This window comes from Thermoproteus thermophilus (assembly GCF_055392855.1).
The window spans coordinates 887,258-903,146 of record NZ_AP042466.1 but is presented as its reverse complement, the minus strand read 5'-3'; the positions used below and the strand labels follow the sequence as shown (position 1 = coordinate 903,146).

Genomic DNA, 15,889 nt, shown 5'->3' with positions numbered 1-15,889 from the left:
GTATTGCTCCGCATTATTTACACGGCCTCATCGCTATGAAGGAGTACAAGTCCGAGCATATCGGCTTGCCTCTGTATTCGAAATCCCACGTCCTCACGACGGCGCAGTCCAAGTCCGGGCACGAGTTGAAGTAGAGGTCCCCCACGACGCATTTAACCCCCTCGCAGAAGGCGTAATCGCCTCTTATCCTGCCGCCCGAGGCCATCACGTTGAGGTTAGCCGCCGTGAAGGGCCTACCTCCCGACGAGAAGAGGACCGCGTATCTGCCCATTATCCTCACGACTAAATACGGCAGAGCCCTCAAGACGCCGTTGTCGAGCGCCACGCCGCCCGGCATGGCGAAGGGGTCTAAGGCCGAGTAGAGGCCTAGGAGGAGGAGCCATGAGTCGCGGCTCTGGGGCAGATCCCACCTAAGCGCCGAGTAGATGCCGTACCTCATGGCCACTACGAAGCCCCTCCAGCTCCTCTCGACGAGGCCTAGGACTTCGCCGAAACGGAGAAGGCCCAACGCGGCCTTGGTCCAGACGTCCAGCTCCGAGAAGCGCGCGGGGTCGTGGGGAGCCCTCTCCCTTAAACCGCGCGATATGAAGTACTCGTCCACGAAGCTACAAGGGCCCTCGGGCCTCTCAGGCTCCTTCCTGAGATATATGCTCCAAAGAGTCCTGCTCCCCTTGATCAGCGAATAGAGGTAGTAGGCCAGACAATCGCCTTTGTTGAGCGCGTCAGTCGCGAGGAGCTCCGCGATCCTTAAAGAGTCCGAGAGCCCCGGCGCGTGCGCGGCCTTGTATACGAACCGGGGCCTCCTCCTCGCGTCCCCGCACAGCTCAACGCCGCCGACTCTCGCAGGGCATTTGACCGCGTATGACAGCTCCAACGGCCTGCCGCCGACTAGGATCTCGCCGCCCTTCACGGACACCTCGCCGGGGACGAAGGACGAGCCCAGCTTAACGCCGTCGCGTCTGAGCTCCAGCACGAGGCCGTTGCCGAGATCCGCGGAGAGCTCGTCGACGAGCACCCCAACGCCGCGGCTTAAATTAAAAGGAATATCAGCGTTCAAATCCCTCAGCATCGCTCAGCCCTCGCCTCTCTTCACCGAGCTATTTTACTAGCGGATTTTTTAGCTTAGCGGGTTGGGCTCAACGGCGCTTCTAGGAAGCTCACTCCCTACTGATTTCCTCAACTCCTCTAGGAACCTCTCGGCCTCCTCCTCCGTCATATACGCGACTCCTAGGCGCTCCGCCAAATCCCTATCGCCGACGACCACGACTATTTTCCCCTCTATTGGGGGGATCTTATCGACGGTGGCCGCCTCGACGCCGGGGATGTCGATCTCCCTAGGCCTTCTAAAAATCATCAATAACATGATAAGATTAATAGGTTTTTTAATATCTTTCGCCTCGGCCGACGGGGCGCCAGTCGGGCGCGCCTCCGCCCTAGGGGCGAAATGCTTAAAAATAAACGACAACAACTTAAAGACTGGAGAGTAGAGCGGCGGTAGTCTAGCCTGGTTTAGGATGGCGGCCTCCCAAGCCGCTGATCCCGTCAGGCCCCCGAAAGGGGGCTGGGATAGGGTTCGAATCCCGGCCGCCGCACCACCGGCTTCTTGCCGTCTAGCGCTACTGCCGATGCGAGCAATTGCGCCGCGGCCTCCGGCCTGACTCGTCCTCCCATAAAGGTGGCGGGCCCGGCGGGATTTGAACTCGCGGGCTTAGCCCTCCCGCGACCTACGGCTTAGAAGGCTCGGCGGCTTCGCCTCCGCCGCTCTATCCTGGCTGAGCTACGGGCCCTTGGTTTAAGGATTGCGAGACTTTAAAAAATTTCGGGAGAGGCCTCAAGGCGAGGGGCGGCCGACGCCGGAAACCGGCTTATAGACGGCCGCCAGCTCTTCTGCCCCGCCCTACGCTTTACGCCCTAGCCGCCGACGGCCCACGGTCGGGCGCTGTCTGCGATATGCGTTAGAGGTCCCGGGAGCCCCCTGCGCCTTCAAGTCGACCGGGCCCTTCTCGGCTTCTGGCAAATCGGCAGAGGCCCACGATCTGCGTCGAGTCGGAGGGGACGAGGGGGCGCTCCACTTGGGGAGCGGGCGCACCGAAGCGGACAACGACCCCGCCGCGCGGCGACGCCGAGGGCTCCAAGCCGTTGGACGACTTAGGGGCGGACAAAGCGGCCCTCCCGCTGAGCATTTGCTCGCGTTGGCCGAGATAGAGGAGTAGGAAGGCGATATATAAGACGGCGTATGTGGATTGCGGCAATTGCGTCAGCTCTCCGCGATCAGTCTAGAAACACGTCGTCACGCGTCTAGTCACGGCCGTTTCATCACGCGGACAGAACACGCAATGGTTTTAAAAAATAGGCGATGGTAACACGCAACGACGGCTGAGGAGTACGAGTGCTGGTACAAGCAGTTTATGGACGTCTACCGCGAAGTCTAGGGGCGGGCTTGTGGAGATTCGTCGACGTTAAATGTTAGTTCACTGCAGTGCTACGCGGCCGTGGATGGGCGTGTTATCGGGGAGCCCCCCGGCCCTTAAAGTAGGTAATAGGCGTCCAGCGTTTGCGAATACGAGCTCATCAGCAGTACGCGGGCACGTATTGCGAATACGAGGTTATCCCCGTTATGAACGGGTCGCTCGTCGTCTGCGGGACGAAGGTTCTATAGGTAGGCGTTTGTCCTGGATTGTAGTAGAGGACCCAGTAAATATCGGCGTATATGTACTCGTGGTCGAAGACGTCGAGGCGCCGATAGTGTCGAGCGCTTGTTATCAAATCAACGCCGATCTCGTTCCCCAACACTGCGATGTTCTCGTCATTAGCGCCTTGGGTTAACATCCAGTAGGAGTCGTCCGCGTAGGCCGCGCCGTGTGTTCGACCGGCGTTGGGGGCTTCCTGAGAGGGTGAGGGTCCGCGTATTGTTAACAATACGGGCTGGGTTCCTCCCCGTGTTCTTGCAATCTATGACAGTTAACGGAGACGCCGTGTACGTTATTATGAAGAGTTGCGGGATCCAGAAGGTCGCGTTGAAGGACGAGGCGCCTCCCGACGTGCTCCCCGGGCTGTAGTAGCCGGCGTAGTCTATGTGCGAGTTGGTTATGCCGGCCTTGTACGCATAGGCTTCTCAGCTGCTGCGGACGGAGGTGGCTAAAGGCGTGTGGCGTACACTGCCCCCTCGCCCTGCCCGACACTTGTCGCTCCCCGCCACGTATATCTTCTCCCCGTCGAAGGAGGGGCGGCCTCTGTAGTCGAGGGAGCCTACTTCACTCAGTGTATACTCGCCGAGGGGATTTAAGTCCCGGTCGAAGATCCACATAGTGGACTTGTTGTGTCTGCCGCCGAAGATGTACACCTTGTCTAGGCATAGGACCTTGGCGACGTGTCTCGGCCTCGCCGTCTGTGACTTGTGTTTGAGAGCTTATGCGGGGGCGGGTCAAGTAATGTGTGTCTTCGTATGGACAGTTACGCGTGCAATACCTATCCGCCGAGGGGTCGTCTTATTTAGTGGTGAGGCTTGACGATTTTAACGGGAGGCCTATAGTTATTGGGAATGACCTGTTCGTGGCGTTGGGCATATCACGCGCTTTTTCGGGTAGTATATGGAAAGTGGAGGGAGTAAAGATTATGGGGAAGGATGTCCAGACTTTTTAGTTGAATTTTCAGTAGATGAGTCAGTATTTCGTACAGTTAAAGATACAGAGACTTTATATAAGTACTTCTCAATGGCTATTGTGCTTAAGCTCCTCGAATTTGACCCCGCTAGTATAGGCGCCGAGGTCACTCTGTCGAGCGATGGCGTGGAGGCCAATAGCCAGTGGTGCAAGGCTCTGTCTATAAAACTCAAGTCTTCTAATCTAAGGACTGACCTCCTCGGCATTAAATCTGAAGATACTTTAGTGTTGGGAGAAGTGAAAAATGTGGAATACGTGCGAGATCCTACCGATTTAAAGCTGTGGAGGGTCGCTGATTACGCCCAGGCGCTGGATGGTATGCTGGAGAAAGATCCCGGGTATGTGTCGGCTCTTGTGGCGGTTTTTAACGGCGCTGGATCTGAGGGCGGGGGGTAAGCTCGGCGTTTTACGCCGCGCCGGCTCTTATCGTCCCCAAAAAGGGTGTGAGCGTTAAATTTGTCCTAGTCCTCGCTGAAAGATATAAAGATAGTCCCAACAAGGGCAAGGCAACTATATTCATAATTGATACAAATCTTAAGGAGTTGCAAAATATTAACTATGAAGACCTTGCCGATGAAGTTTACGCGCTGTACCGCTCTATTGAGGGCTACAGCCGTAGCTTCTACGGCGGTGTTTACGAGGTGGTTAACGAGGTGATGGATAAATACGCGAAGTATAGCCCGGTTGTGGGATGGATAAGGTAGTTGCATATCGGAGGGTCTGGGGGGTTTGTTGTTCCGAGCCTTGTTGTCAGCTGAGGCGTTGTGACGGGTATTCCCTAGCTGAAATTCGCGGCGCAGAGGTCTACGTCGGGCGGCATAAAGTGGGCTATGTGGCGGGCTACGTGGCGGACGCGCCTTACCCCCCGTTTAGAAACCCCGGCGGGGGTTGGAGCAGGCTTTTGACAGCAGGCCATGCCCAAACCTATCTGCTACACCCCGAAGTCGCAGGCCCCATCTCAATCCCCAAGGCCCTCCCCCCGCCGAGGTTGCTCGCCCTCTTCTACAAGCTGGACCCCGCCCTCTACGCCTCTCCTCATTGGAACAAGGTATCGATCAAGTCCACAGAGCGCCTCCCCGGCCAGGGCCGCCTAGTAGGCGAAGAGTTCCGCATAGTGGAGGTCGACAACGACTACCTCCGCCTTGTGGGTAGGGGTGGGGATGAGTACTTGGCGTGGGATTTCGTATTGGGGACTCTGGACTCTGGGGAGTGGGTGTTGTTAGGCGAAGATGGGCTTTATGTCGCGAGGAGGGAAGGCGAGAGAGTAGTGGTGAGAGAGCCGTACAGAGGCGAGATCTACTACGTTAGGGGTCCTCCCTACGCCCCCTTCTACCCAGTTGTGCCGGTTAAGTGGGTGAGGGAGAGGCTGGGGGAGGTGTGGCGCCGCGCTGGGAGGCACGAGGCGAAGGTTTATAGGCCTCCAGTAGACCTTGTGTATTTGTTGAAGTGGCCTCTTGTGGCGTATAAGTGGGAGTTTAAAATAGTTGTAAACCTACGCGAGGAGGTGTACCCAGTGTATGTACAACTATGAGATGTATACGTTTTGAATTCAGGACGGAGTCGATCTTCCTCGAGTACCCCGTGGTGGCTGTGAGGAGAGGCGTCACGAACTTCCGCCTCTTCGAGATTAGGCCTTACAAACTTTTTGGCTACATAGGCCCGCCGCGCGAGGTAGTTTTCGTGTTTGTAGATACAGAGCGGGGAATCGACGTGTTGGAGCAGGGAGTATTGTGGATTAAGTACGGCTATGTAGATGGCTACGTAGCCGACTTGCCAGCCCCGCCGCTACCCGGCGCAACAGAAGACGGAGAGGTGGTGTGGAGCAGGCTAGTGGCGAGGGGTTATCACAGAAGCGGCATTCCCTACAGCATAGTCCTCGCCCAATCTCCAGCTCTATGCGAAGAATGTTGGTCTAGGTTAGAGGAGGACTACGACCTCTCCTACCTCCGGGCGTTTATAGCTCTCCGATTTATGCAACTCCCTAGGCTTAAGGTCATCGACGCGTTCAAATTACTATCGCTCGACTCGCCGCCTCCTCCCGCCTCCTTCCCCGGCCGGGGAAGCCTCGTCGGCGAGGAGTTCCGCATAGTGGAGGTCGACAACGACTACCTCCGCCTTGTGGGCAGAGGCGGGGACGAGTACTTGGCTTGGGATTTTGTCCTCGGCACTCTCGACTCGAGCGAGTGGGTGTTGTTAGGCGAAGATGGCTTGTATACAGCTATTAGAGTGGGAGACAGGGTAGTGGTGAGAGAGCCTTACCGAGGCGAGATCTACGACGTGAGAGGACCGCCCTATGCGCCATTTTATCCAATTGTGCCAGTGAGGTGGGTGAGGGAGCGTCTTGAGGGGGTGTATGAGTGGGCGAGGCGTAGGGGGTTTGATGATGTGTTTGTAAATGAGTTCTCATTTGTAGATCCGCGCTACTTCTTGAAGTGGCCTCTTGTGCAATTTCCCTGGGAGTACGAATTCGTCTGCAATTTCGACTTCTACCCCTTCATATCAGCGAGGTTTGTAGACTGCGGCCACGTGTGTAGGTATTTGTTTGAAGATGAGTGCGAGAGGTTGTGCGGGAAAGGGGGGAAGTGCGAGTTATGCGGGAAGGGGGCGAAGTGCGGCGAGATCTACGAGAAAATCTTCTGTAGGTAGGCCTTGTACCCAGCCGCCTCTATGTAGGACTCTATTAGCTTGGCTAGGCAGTAGTTGTGCGCCTCTCTCGCCACTTCTAGTGGGGTCTTCCCCTCCTTGTTCTTGACGCCCGGGTCGGCTCCGTATTTGAGCAGGAGGAGCGCGACGCTGTGACATCCGCCACGGGCGGCGTAGTGGAGAGGCGTATTTCCATCTTCGTCTAACGCGTTTGGATCTGCTCCGCGTTTGAGTAAAGCCTCTGCGGCCTCCTCCTCGCAGAACTCTGCCGCACGGTATAGCGTCGTCTTGTAGTCTTCGTCTATTAAGTTGGGGTCTGCACCGCGTTTGGGCGGGGGTTCCACTAACCTCGCCCCGTATCTTAACAAGACTTCGGCAGTCCTCACGTCCCTAGCCCTGTGGAGGGGGGTCTCGCCACTGTCGTCCATTACGTTCGGATCGGCGCCGTGTCTGAGCAACAGCTCCGCCACGTCGGCGTGGCCTTTAATAGCGGCGTGGTGGAGGGCCGTCCGGCCGCGTCTATCTCTCGCGTTTACATCGGCGCCGTGTTTGAGCAGTAGCTCGACTATGTTGGCAAAGCCATGCCTAGCGGCTACGTGTAGCGGTGTCCAGCCGTCTCCATCTCTTAAATTGGGGTCAGCTCCGTATTTGAGTAAAAGCTCCACTACATATAGGTGGCCGCCCCCCGCCGCCAAGTGGAGCGGGGTCTTGCCTTCGCCGTCTTTTACGTTTGGATCTGCGCCATGTTTAAGTAAAAGCTCCGCCACGTTGGCGTAGCCTTTACTAGCGGCGTGGTGTAGCGGCGTATTTCCTTCGCCATCTTTTACGTTCGGATCGGCGCCGTGTTTGAGCAATACCTCGACTACTTCGAGGCAGTCGTCCCCTGCCACAAAGAATTCAATACAATAACTCCCCGCCACAGAGAGGAGGGCCGTCCTGCCTTCGCCGTCTTTTACATTTGGGTCAACTCCGTGTTTGAGCAGTAGCTCTACTACGCCGGCGTGGCCTTCATCAGCGGCGTAGTGCAGAGGCGTGTAACCACTCTTATCCTCCGCGTTCGGATCGGCGCCATGTTTGAGCAACAGCTCCGCCACGTCGGCGTGACCCTCTCTAGCGGCTATGTGCAGCGGCGTCCAGCCGTCTCTGTCTTTTACATTTGGATCTGCTCCGTATTTGAGTAAAAGCTCCACTACATCTAAGTAGCCGTTCTTCGCAACCAAGTGGAGGGGGGTCTCGCCGTGTTCGTTTCTAATATTTGGGTCGCATCCCCCTTTAAGAAGCCTCTCCACTGCCTCGACGTCGCGATTTCCAAACAAAGCCCCACAGCCCTCAGCCACGCATTAGACGGGCACAGACTTAAAAATATCGTATCGTCGACTTTGCAACAACGCGGAGCTTCCCACCGCTTGGCGCCCATACGGGAGCCGCACCTACACGAGCCCCCGTCGTGTGTCCAGCTTAACGAGGCTTCAACCTCCTCTACTCACAGCCGGCCCAGGGCGCCTATAAGGCCCCGCCTGCCAGCTCCGCGTTTGAGAATCCCTCCCAACTCCAGACGGCTGGCGGTCGACGGACTGTTTCGGCAGATTTTTAGATCTGCGCGTCGAGACGAGCGTGAAACCCCATGGTGGAGTGGGTCCAGTACATAGAACTTGCCGAGAGAGAAAGCGCGGTTAGTAGCGAGGCATTTGGTACGCGTATACGCAAAAACAAGCTTGGAACAATCGCCGAGCGCAACCTCATTGTAAGCGGCTTCATCGCCCTCCCAGACAGGGGCGGCAAAGTGTTGAGGATAAGGAAGTTGAAAAACTGGGTCCACGACTGCCTCTCATTAGGCGATTACGCCTTCGGCGCCGATTACTACAGCTACATGTACGATACCAGCGCAGGCGCCTACATCTTCGACGAGAGGCTAAACGTTGTAAAGAGGGTAGAGGGCCGAGCCTCCCTCGTATATCGCAAAGACTATCTATACTCGGCCATTGACCATGAAAAAACTTGTTAGTGAAAAACTAAGACTAGACCTAGTAAAAGAGGGGGGCTGAGCCTACGCGACTTGTTTATAAGCCCATCAGCCGACTATGACCACGCCGACGTTTACCACGTAGCCGTAAACCCCGCCACTGGGCAGATCTGGATAACAGGCCACGTCTATCAAATCTTCGAAGAGGAGTTATGGCCCCACCAACACCTCTTCTTCGTAATGCTAGACGAAGAATTAAACTTAGTAAAAACCATAAAACACGAGGGCGAGCCCTGCCCCTCGCAGTTCTGCTTCGACGAAGAGGGCAACGCCTATGTAACGTACCGCGCAGACCTGACATACAGCGGAGTCGCCAAATTCGACAAAGAAGGCCATTGGCTAAAATGGACAAAAAAAGTGGGATACGCCACCCAAATCCTATGCCTAGAGGAGATATACGTACTCGGCGTCAAACACCACAAGCACACCATGTGGGTCTTAGACCGGGACTTAAACCCCCTCGGCGAATACACGCTAAGCCTCACAGACTTCAGTTACGGATCTGAGGCGGGGATAGGCGGCGCGGGTGCGTCTACAGGCCACTTAGAAACTCCACACCTCGCCACTTCAAAATAGCCGCGGAATGCGTAGGCCGCACCCCCCTCAAAGACGGCTACTACAACCCCGCCTAGACGTCTATAGGCCAATAGAGTTAGGCGATCTGAAAGACAGAGACGATATTCGACAAAATCAAACACGTCGTCCATCACCCCATCGCCTTAGACAGATAAGCCTCGGCTATGTTTTGCAAGTCTTCGACAACACCCGCTTTTTGGACAACGCCGAAGGAGTTTACAAAACCGTCAAAGAGCTCGCCTAGACGCGTAGCATCTGTCAACTCGCCTAGAGTGAACTCCGCGCTGTAAATCACCAAACGCCCCCCGCGGAAGAACGCCGACACGAAGACCACAGGCGTACGCTCTACTACGCCTGACACCTCAGGAAACTTATAAACCGGCGGCATCATATAGGCCATCCTCCCGGGCCGAGCCATATAAGAAGATCTCCCTCGCCGAGCGAGGCCCGAGCTCAACTTCGAAAACGCCAACCTTAGCGCCGTGAGCACCTCCAGTAGCCAAAGACTTGTCAGAAACACGTAACTCCGCACTCCACTTAACAGCGACGTTACTGGGGTTATAAAACACGAACCTCCCAGCGTTAGGCCACTGTATATCGAAGACTAGAGGAACGTCAGACCTAGTGTCAAAGACGACGGAAGAGGAGTCAATATACAAGAACTTCCCCCAGGGGGTTAGAGTAGGGACGCGTGCCAATGTCGCAATGTATAAACTCCCCCAAAACACGTTGTAGCCCAGCGCCAGGGGAACCACTATAAGGAGGAACAACAAAAACCCGGGTCCCCATATACAGGGAAAAAGAACACGATTTAAACATTACGATGTCAATACACGAACCCCACGCCGCCGAGCCCTTTCGCCCGCCGTCCGCACGCTCGGGCGATTGGGAGGGGCCGGCTCCCCCCTCGGGGAGACCCTCGGGGGTTACACCGCCCCCCCATCAACCCCGTCTTCTACGGGAGCCCTCGTGCCCCGGGGTTGCCCCCAGGGCAACGGCCGCCTCGTCTCGGGGAGGGCTTCCCGCTTAGATGCTTTCAGCGGTTATCCCCTACGGCGTGGCTGCCCGGCGCTGCCCTGCCGGACAACCGGTAGACTAGAGGCCGCGGCGCCCCGTTCCTCTCGTACTGAGGGCACCTTCCCCTCAGGCGGCCAACGCCCCCGACAGGTAGAGACCGACCTGTCTCGCGACGGTCTGAACCCATCTCACGTTCCCCTTTAATGGGCGGGCAGCCCCACCCTTGGCGGCTGCTGCACCGCCAGGATGGGAAGAGACGACGTCTGGGTACCAAGCCGCGGGGTCGATGGGGACTCTCACCCGCGACGAGCCGGTTATTCCTGGGGTAACTTTTCTGTCATGCCCGGCCCCCACTGGTGGGGGCACGAGCGTTCTCTAGGCCCGGGTTTCCCCCCTGCGCCCCTTGCGTTCAAGGGCGCAGTCAGCCCGGCTTTTGCCCTTACACTCTACGGCGGAGTTCTGACCCGCCTGAGCCGAGCTTTGGGCACCCCCGATATCTTTTCAGGGGTGTGCCGCCCCAGCCGAACTGCCCGCCTGCCGCTGTCCCCGCCTTGCGGCGGGTTAGCGGAGGGGCGGGAGATGGGCAGTGTTCCAGGACCGCATCCACGGGGCCCGGAGACCCCGTTTCATTGCTCCTGCCTACGCTCTGCATCCCCCGCCCCTCCGCAACGACAGGCTGCAGTGAAGCTCCACAGGGACTTCTCGCCCCGTCGGGGGTCCCAGGACTGTGCACCTGGAGGTGGGTTCGCCGGGCCCCAGGCCGGGACAGTGGGGACCTCGTTGATCCATTCATGCACGCCGGAACTTACCCGGCAAGGCATTTGGCTACCTTAAGAGGGTCAGAGTTACCCCCGGCCTTCAGCGGCGCTTCGCCCGGTTGTACCCGGGGTTCACGTACCGCCAGTGGCCAGGATTCAGCCCCCGTACACACCCTTACGGGCTAGCGGGGACCTATGTTTTTGTTAAACAGTCAGGTCCCCCTTGTCACTGCGACCTGCGGTCCCGGGGGTGTACCCCAAGACCGCAGGCACCCCTTCTCCCGAAGTTACGGGGCCAATTTGCCGAGTTCCCTGGCCTGGGGTAGACCCGAGCCGCCTTGGGCTTCTCACCCAGGAGCACCTGCGTCGGTTCTCGGTACGGGCGCGGGGGCTCGTTCCCCGTCTCCTTTTCATGGGCCCCAGGAGTCGGGCGGACCGGGGAAACCCCCGGCTATTCCCGCCTTCGGCCGGTTCTCGCCATTACGGCACTCCCCGGCCTTCAGCGGTTAAGCGGGACGGCGGTCCCGCCCGCCCTATCCCGAGGCGTCGGAGACGGGGCCTGCGTTGCCGCAGAACCTACCCCCGCGGCACGGGAATATTAACCCGTTTCCCTTTCGGCGGGCGCCAATTAGGCCCCGCCTTAGGACCGGCTTACTCCCGGCCTATTGTAGTTGCCGGGAAAACCTGGTCCTTTCCGGCGGAGGGGCTTCTCACCCCTCTTCGCTGCTACTACCGCCGGGATCTTCGTCGGCCGCGGGTCCACCGGACCTCTCGGCCCGGCTTCTGCCCCACGGCCGCGCCCCCCTACCGCACTCCGGCCAACGGCCGGAGGCCCGGGGTCTCGGCGGCGGGCTTGAGTCCCTCTACATCTACAGGGCCCCCCGCCTCGGCGGGTCCGCTGTTACGCGTTGCTTAGCCGATGGCTGCTGTTAGGCCCACGGCCCCGCTGTCTTGGGCGGGGGACGCCCTTTCCCGTTGACACTTAGCCCGCACTTGGGGGCCTTAACCCCGGTCCCGGTTGTTCCCGTCTCGGGCCAGAGGCTTACCCCACTGGCCCCGCCTCCCCCCTTCTACGGCGCCAGCGGGTTCGGAGTTTGACCGGGGACCGGACCCTTTCGGGCCCTGCGTCCCCGATCAGTGCTCTACCCCGCCGGCTACCTCCGGGGAGGCCGGGCTGCGACCCGCTTCGGGGGGAACCAGCTATCACCGGGCTTGATTGGTCTTTTGCCCCTAGCCCCAGGTCATGGGAACGATTTGCACGTCAGAACCCTTTCGGGCCTCCACGGGGCTTTCGCCCCGCTTCGCCCTGCCCAGGGCTAGATCGCCCGGTTTCTGGTCTCACGGCCGTGGCTACGGGCCCTTTCGGACCCCGCCCCTCGCCGGCGCGTGCCGGCTACGGGCTGTCGGTTTCCCTGCGCCTACGGGGTTGAACCCCTTAGACTCGCCACGGCCGTGAACTCCCCGGCCCGTGTTTCTAGACGTAAGGGCGGACCCTGGACCCTCGCCCTCGTACTCCCCCGTCACCGGGGTTTCCTTCGGGCGAGGGCATCCTTCGAGGCCCGCCCCACTGTAGCCGCCCGGTTTCAGGCTCTTTTCACCCCCCTTCCGGGGCTCTTTTCAGCTTTCCCTCACGGTACTAGTTCGCTATCGGACTCGGGACGTGCTTAGCCTTGGCGGCCAGTGGCCGCCAGCTTCCCCCGCCAAAACCAAGGCGGGGTACTCCGGGATCCCGGGACTCCGCCACGGGCGGTTTCGCCTACGGGGCTATCACCCTCTACGGCGGGGCTTTCCAGCCCACTTCGGCTACCGCCCGCCGGCGGTACCCAGGCCCACAACACCACATCTCCCCGCGGTCGTCCCGCGGGGATTTGGTTTGGGCTCTCCCCCTTTCGGTCGCCCCTACTCAGGGGTTCCCTGTTGGTTTCTCTTCCTGCGGGTACTAAGATGTTTCCGTTCCCCGCGTTCCCGCCCCTTACGGGGCGCCGGGGCTTATTCGGCCCCGGCAGGAAGCCCCATTCGGGGATCCCGGGTTCAACGCCTGCCTGCGGCTACCCCGGGCTTATCGCAGCTTGCCACGCCCTTCCTCGGCGCCCGAGCCGAGCCATCCACCGGGCGGCTTGGCCGTGCGGACGGCGGATTGCGGGGCCGCGCGCGGAGCCCTCTAGGTTCCCGCCCCGAGGGTTAGGAGGTGATCCAGCCGCAGGTTCCCCTACGGCTACCTTGTTACGACTTCACCCCCCTCGGGGGTTCTCTGCTCGTCCCCCCACCCGGGTTGCCCCAGGCGAGGGGCCTCGCAGAGAACCCCCTCGGGTGGTGCGACGGGCGGTGTGTGCAAGGGGCAGGGACGTATTCACCGCGCGTTGGTGACACGCGGTTACTAGGGATTCCACGTTCACGAGGGCGAGTTGCAGCCCTCGATCCCTACTGGGGCGGGGTTTACGGGATTGCCTCCCCCTTTCGGGGTCGGATCCCGCTGTCCCCGCCATTGCAGCTCGCGTGCAGCCCCGGGGTTTCGGGGCATACTGACCTGCCGTGGCCCCCTCCTTCCTCCGGCTTACGCCGGCAGTCCCCCTAGTGTGCCCCCCGCCCCGAAGAGCGGGGTAGCAACTAGGGGTGGGGGTCTCGCTCGTTGCCGGACTTAACCGGACACCTCACGGCACGAGCTGACGACGGCCATGCACCTCCTCTCAGCTCGTCCGGCAAGGTCGTTAGCCTGGCCTTCATCCTGCTGTCGCCCCGGGTAAGGTTTCCGGCGTTGACTCCAATTAAGCCGCAAGCTTCACCCCTTGTGGTGCCCCCCCGCCAATTCCTTTAAGTTTCAGCCTTGCGGCCGTACTCCCCAGGCGGCGGGCTTAACGGTTTCCCTACGCCACCGGCCGGGCCCTAAGCCCGGCCGACAGCTAGCCCGCATCGTTTACGGCCGGGACTACAGGGGTATCTAATCCCCTTTGCTCCCCCGGCTTTCGCCCCTCACCGTCGGGCGCGTTCTGGCCGCCCGCTTTCGCCACTGGTGGTCCTCCGGGGATTATAGGATTTCGCCCCTACCCCCGGAGTACCGGCGGCCTCTCCCGCCCCCTAGCCCGGCAGTATCGCCCCCGGCCCCCGGGTTGAGCCCGGGGATTTCAGGAGCGACTTGCCGGGCCGGCTACGGGCGCTTTAAGCCCAGTAATCACCCTGACCACTCGCGGGGCTGGTATTACCGCGGCGGCTGACACCAGACTTACCCCCCGCTTATTCGCCCGGCTCCTTACACCGGGCAAAAGCCGGGCTCTTCGCCCGGCACTCGGGGTGGCCCCGTCGCGGTTTCCCGCATTGCGGAGTATTCGCGCCTGCTGCACCCCGTAGGGCCTGGGCCCTTGTCTCAGTGCCCATCTCGGGGCTCACGGCTCTCACCGCCCCTACCCGTCTTCGGCTTGGCGGGCCGTTACCCCGCCAACTACCTGATGGGCCGTGCCCCCACCCTCGGGCGGACCCCGGGAGATCGCCCGGGATCCCTTTGGGGGAAGGGGCCTTCCAGCGCCCTTCCCCTATGGGGGATCAGCCCCAGTTTCCCGGGGTTGTCCCCCTCCCGAGGTTAGGTTGGGCACGTGTTACTGAGCCGTGCGCCGCGCCCGGCGCCCCGGGCGCGCGACTCGCATGGCTTAGCCCCACCCCGATAGCGGTCAGGTCCGGCAGGATCAACCGGTTTCGAGAGCGGCCGCAAGGCCGCCCTCGGGGGCGGGACCACCCCGGACTCCGCGCGCGTTTCGGCGGCGTGGGGTTTTCTCCCTCGCGCCCCCGCCCGGGCTACCCCCAGGAGGGGACATCGAGGGAACATCAAGATGATTCGGCCGAGGCCCCGCCTCGGCCTCACGGATTAAGGCGCGTCCCTTATAGAATTCGTGTGAATAAAAACTTTTCGCCAGCTCTATCGGCGTCGGCCTCTTTTATACCCCGCGTCGAGTAGGTCCGTGTGTTTCGCGGTCGAGGGCAAGGCGTATGCGGGAGGCTCTATTAAATACGTAACGATACTGGTCGAGGACGGCGTTATTAAGTCCCTCAAGGACAACAAGGGCTGTCGCGTAGTTCAATTCTCTCGGAAGCACTTGATCTTGCCCGGCTTCGTGGACATACACGTCCATTTCAGGGACTGGGGCCTCTCCTACAAGGAGACCCTCAAAGGCGGCTCGGCCGCTGCCTTGGCCGGAGGAGTCGTGGGCGTCTTGGACATGCCCAACACGAGGCCCCATATAAGAACCGCCGAGCTCTACGCCAAGAGGCTGGCCGAGGGCTCCTCCTTGCCCATACACTACGGCCTCCACATGGGCGTCCCGGAGGACCTCTCGGAGCTGGACAAGGCCAAGCCCCGCTCCGTCAAGATATACCCCGAGGACGTAGCCCAGTTCGGCTGGGCCCACGTGGAGGCCCTCCTCGAGCGCTGCGCGGCCTTGGGCTGCGTCGCGGTCTTCCACTGCGAGGACCCCGCCTATATCTCGAGCTCCCGGCCGCCCGAGGCGGAGGCCCGTTGCGCCGATAGGATAGCCCTCTACGCCAAGAGGGGATTCAGAATACACGTGACCCACGTCTCGTTGCCCTACACCGTCGAGGTCTTGAGGGGCTTGGCCACGCTCGACGCGACCCCGCACCACCTCTTGCTCAGCTCGGACCGCTGCTCGGGGCCTCTCTGCAAGGTCAACCCGCCGCTACGCGGCGAGGACCAGAGGAGGCGCCTCTTGGCCCTCTTCTTGGCGGGAGCCGTCGATATATACGCCACGGACCACGCGCCCCACACCATGGAGGACAAACTGGCGGGCGCGCCGGGGATATGTAGCCTAGAGGTCGCCGCCTCGCTCCTCTTGAGGTTCTGGAAGGACGGCCTCCTCGGACTCGACGACATCTTGCGCTTGTACTCCTTCAGGCCGGCCCGCTTCGCGGGGCTCGAGGTCTCCCTGAGGCCGGGCGCCCCTGCGTCCTTCTCCGTGTTTAGGCTCGAGGAGTTCGCGATCTCCGAGCGCGACTTCAAGGGCTCTTGTCGTTTCTCCCCGCTCGAGGGCCTCAGAGCTTTCGGCAAGGCCGTCGCCGTCGCCTCCAAGGGCCGTCTACACTTGCTCGAGACCGGCGAGGTTTTGTAGGCCCGACCACTCGGCGGCTGTGGGCAGGCGGCCGAGGCCTCTCGATCCGGCGGCCGTCGCTCGTAGATTATGGAGGTCGGCCGTCGTCGGGCGCTCGCC

13 protein-coding genes, 2 tRNA genes and 2 rRNA genes are annotated in these 15,889 nt (G+C 60.4%); 9 read left to right on the top strand and 8 right to left on the bottom strand.

Features of this window, described 5'->3' with window-relative positions:
• Positions 1-13: 13 nt before the first annotated feature.
• Both ACZ5PA_RS05375 and ACZ5PA_RS05370 read right to left on the bottom strand, forming a co-directional pair.
• Entirely contained in the window at positions 14-1,069 is a 1,056-nt protein-coding gene (locus ACZ5PA_RS05375) for a hypothetical protein (RefSeq protein ID WP_464929316.1), read from the bottom strand.
• Positions 1,070-1,117: 48 nt separating this feature from the next.
• Positions 1,118-1,363, bottom strand: a complete 246-nt coding sequence (locus tag ACZ5PA_RS05370) for a hypothetical protein (RefSeq protein ID WP_464929315.1) — start codon at positions 1,361-1,363, stop codon at positions 1,118-1,120.
• A gap of 125 nt (positions 1,364-1,488) precedes the next feature.
• On the opposite strand from ACZ5PA_RS05370, the gene ACZ5PA_RS05365 reads away from it, so the two are divergent.
• Positions 1,489-1,595 (top strand) — tRNA-Gly (locus ACZ5PA_RS05365).
• 81 nt (positions 1,596-1,676) lie between these two features.
• Here ACZ5PA_RS05365 and ACZ5PA_RS05360 read toward each other — a convergent pair.
• Together ACZ5PA_RS05360 and ACZ5PA_RS05355 are read right to left on the bottom strand one after the other, a co-directional pair.
• Positions 1,677-1,787: transfer RNA gene (locus tag ACZ5PA_RS05360), tRNA-Arg, on the bottom strand.
• Positions 1,788-2,571: 784 nt separating this feature from the next.
• On the bottom strand, positions 2,572-2,829 hold the full coding sequence (locus tag ACZ5PA_RS05355; RefSeq protein ID WP_464929314.1) for a hypothetical protein: 258 nt from the start codon (positions 2,827-2,829) through the stop codon (positions 2,572-2,574).
• Between the two features lie 65 nt (positions 2,830-2,894).
• Here ACZ5PA_RS05355 and ACZ5PA_RS05350 point away from each other — a divergent pair, with 65 nt between their 5' ends.
• From ACZ5PA_RS05350 to ACZ5PA_RS05330, 5 genes are all read left to right on the top strand, one after another.
• On the top strand, positions 2,895-3,059 hold the full coding sequence (locus ACZ5PA_RS05350; RefSeq protein WP_464929313.1) for a hypothetical protein: 165 nt from the start codon (positions 2,895-2,897) through the stop codon (positions 3,057-3,059).
• A gap of 663 nt (positions 3,060-3,722) precedes the next feature.
• A complete protein-coding gene (locus tag ACZ5PA_RS05345; protein WP_464929312.1) occupies positions 3,723-4,058 on the top strand; it encodes a hypothetical protein in 336 nt (111 codons plus the stop codon).
• 47 nt (positions 4,059-4,105) lie between these two features.
• Positions 4,106-4,366 (top strand): hypothetical protein, encoded by a 261-nt coding sequence (locus ACZ5PA_RS05340; protein WP_464929311.1) that lies wholly within the window; start codon positions 4,106-4,108, stop codon positions 4,364-4,366.
• Positions 4,354-5,193 (top strand): hypothetical protein, encoded by an 840-nt coding sequence (locus ACZ5PA_RS05335; protein WP_464929310.1) that lies wholly within the window; start codon positions 4,354-4,356, stop codon positions 5,191-5,193. The genes ACZ5PA_RS05340 and ACZ5PA_RS05335 overlap by 13 nt, the downstream gene beginning before the upstream one ends.
• The gene (locus ACZ5PA_RS05330) at positions 5,190-6,308 is read left to right on the top strand and encodes a hypothetical protein (RefSeq protein ID WP_464929309.1); all 1,119 of its coding nucleotides are present in this window, start codon (positions 5,190-5,192) and stop codon (positions 6,306-6,308) included. Before ACZ5PA_RS05335 ends, ACZ5PA_RS05330 begins: the two co-directional genes overlap by 4 nt.
• On the opposite strand, the gene ACZ5PA_RS05325 is transcribed toward ACZ5PA_RS05330, so the two are convergent.
• The gene (locus tag ACZ5PA_RS05325) at positions 6,284-7,642 is read right to left on the bottom strand and encodes an ankyrin repeat domain-containing protein (RefSeq protein ID WP_464929308.1); all 1,359 of its coding nucleotides are present in this window, start codon (positions 7,640-7,642) and stop codon (positions 6,284-6,286) included. The genes ACZ5PA_RS05330 and ACZ5PA_RS05325 overlap by 25 nt on opposite strands.
• 287 nt (positions 7,643-7,929) lie before the next feature.
• Between ACZ5PA_RS05325 and ACZ5PA_RS05320 the strand changes: the two genes are divergently transcribed.
• A complete protein-coding gene (locus tag ACZ5PA_RS05320) occupies positions 7,930-8,310 on the top strand; it encodes a hypothetical protein (RefSeq protein ID WP_464929307.1) in 381 nt (126 codons plus the stop codon).
• A 51-nt stretch (positions 8,311-8,361) separates the two neighbouring features.
• A complete protein-coding gene (locus ACZ5PA_RS05315; protein ID WP_464929306.1) occupies positions 8,362-8,904 on the top strand; it encodes a hypothetical protein in 543 nt (180 codons plus the stop codon).
• A gap of 130 nt (positions 8,905-9,034) precedes the next feature.
• Here ACZ5PA_RS05315 and ACZ5PA_RS05310 read toward each other — a convergent pair whose 3' ends face one another.
• The 3 genes from ACZ5PA_RS05310 to ACZ5PA_RS05300 all read right to left on the bottom strand — a co-directional run bounded on the left by ACZ5PA_RS05310 (position 9,035) and on the right by ACZ5PA_RS05300 (position 14,367).
• Positions 9,035-9,322 carry a hypothetical protein gene (locus ACZ5PA_RS05310; RefSeq protein WP_464929305.1) on the bottom strand — a complete coding sequence of 96 codons (288 nt, stop codon included), beginning with the start codon at positions 9,320-9,322 and terminating at the stop codon, positions 9,035-9,037.
• A 447-nt stretch (positions 9,323-9,769) separates the two neighbouring features.
• A 23S ribosomal RNA gene (locus ACZ5PA_RS05305) occupies positions 9,770-12,812 on the bottom strand.
• A 50-nt stretch (positions 12,813-12,862) separates the two neighbouring features.
• A 16S ribosomal RNA gene (locus ACZ5PA_RS05300) occupies positions 12,863-14,367 on the bottom strand.
• The 16S and 23S rRNA genes sit together here, the layout of an rRNA operon.
• Positions 14,368-14,629: 262 nt before the next feature.
• Here ACZ5PA_RS05300 and ACZ5PA_RS05295 point away from each other — a divergent pair.
• Positions 14,630-15,790 carry an amidohydrolase family protein gene (locus ACZ5PA_RS05295; protein WP_464929304.1) on the top strand — a complete coding sequence of 387 codons (1,161 nt, stop codon included), beginning with the start codon at positions 14,630-14,632 and terminating at the stop codon, positions 15,788-15,790.
• The last annotated feature ends 99 nt before the right edge of the window (positions 15,791-15,889 follow it).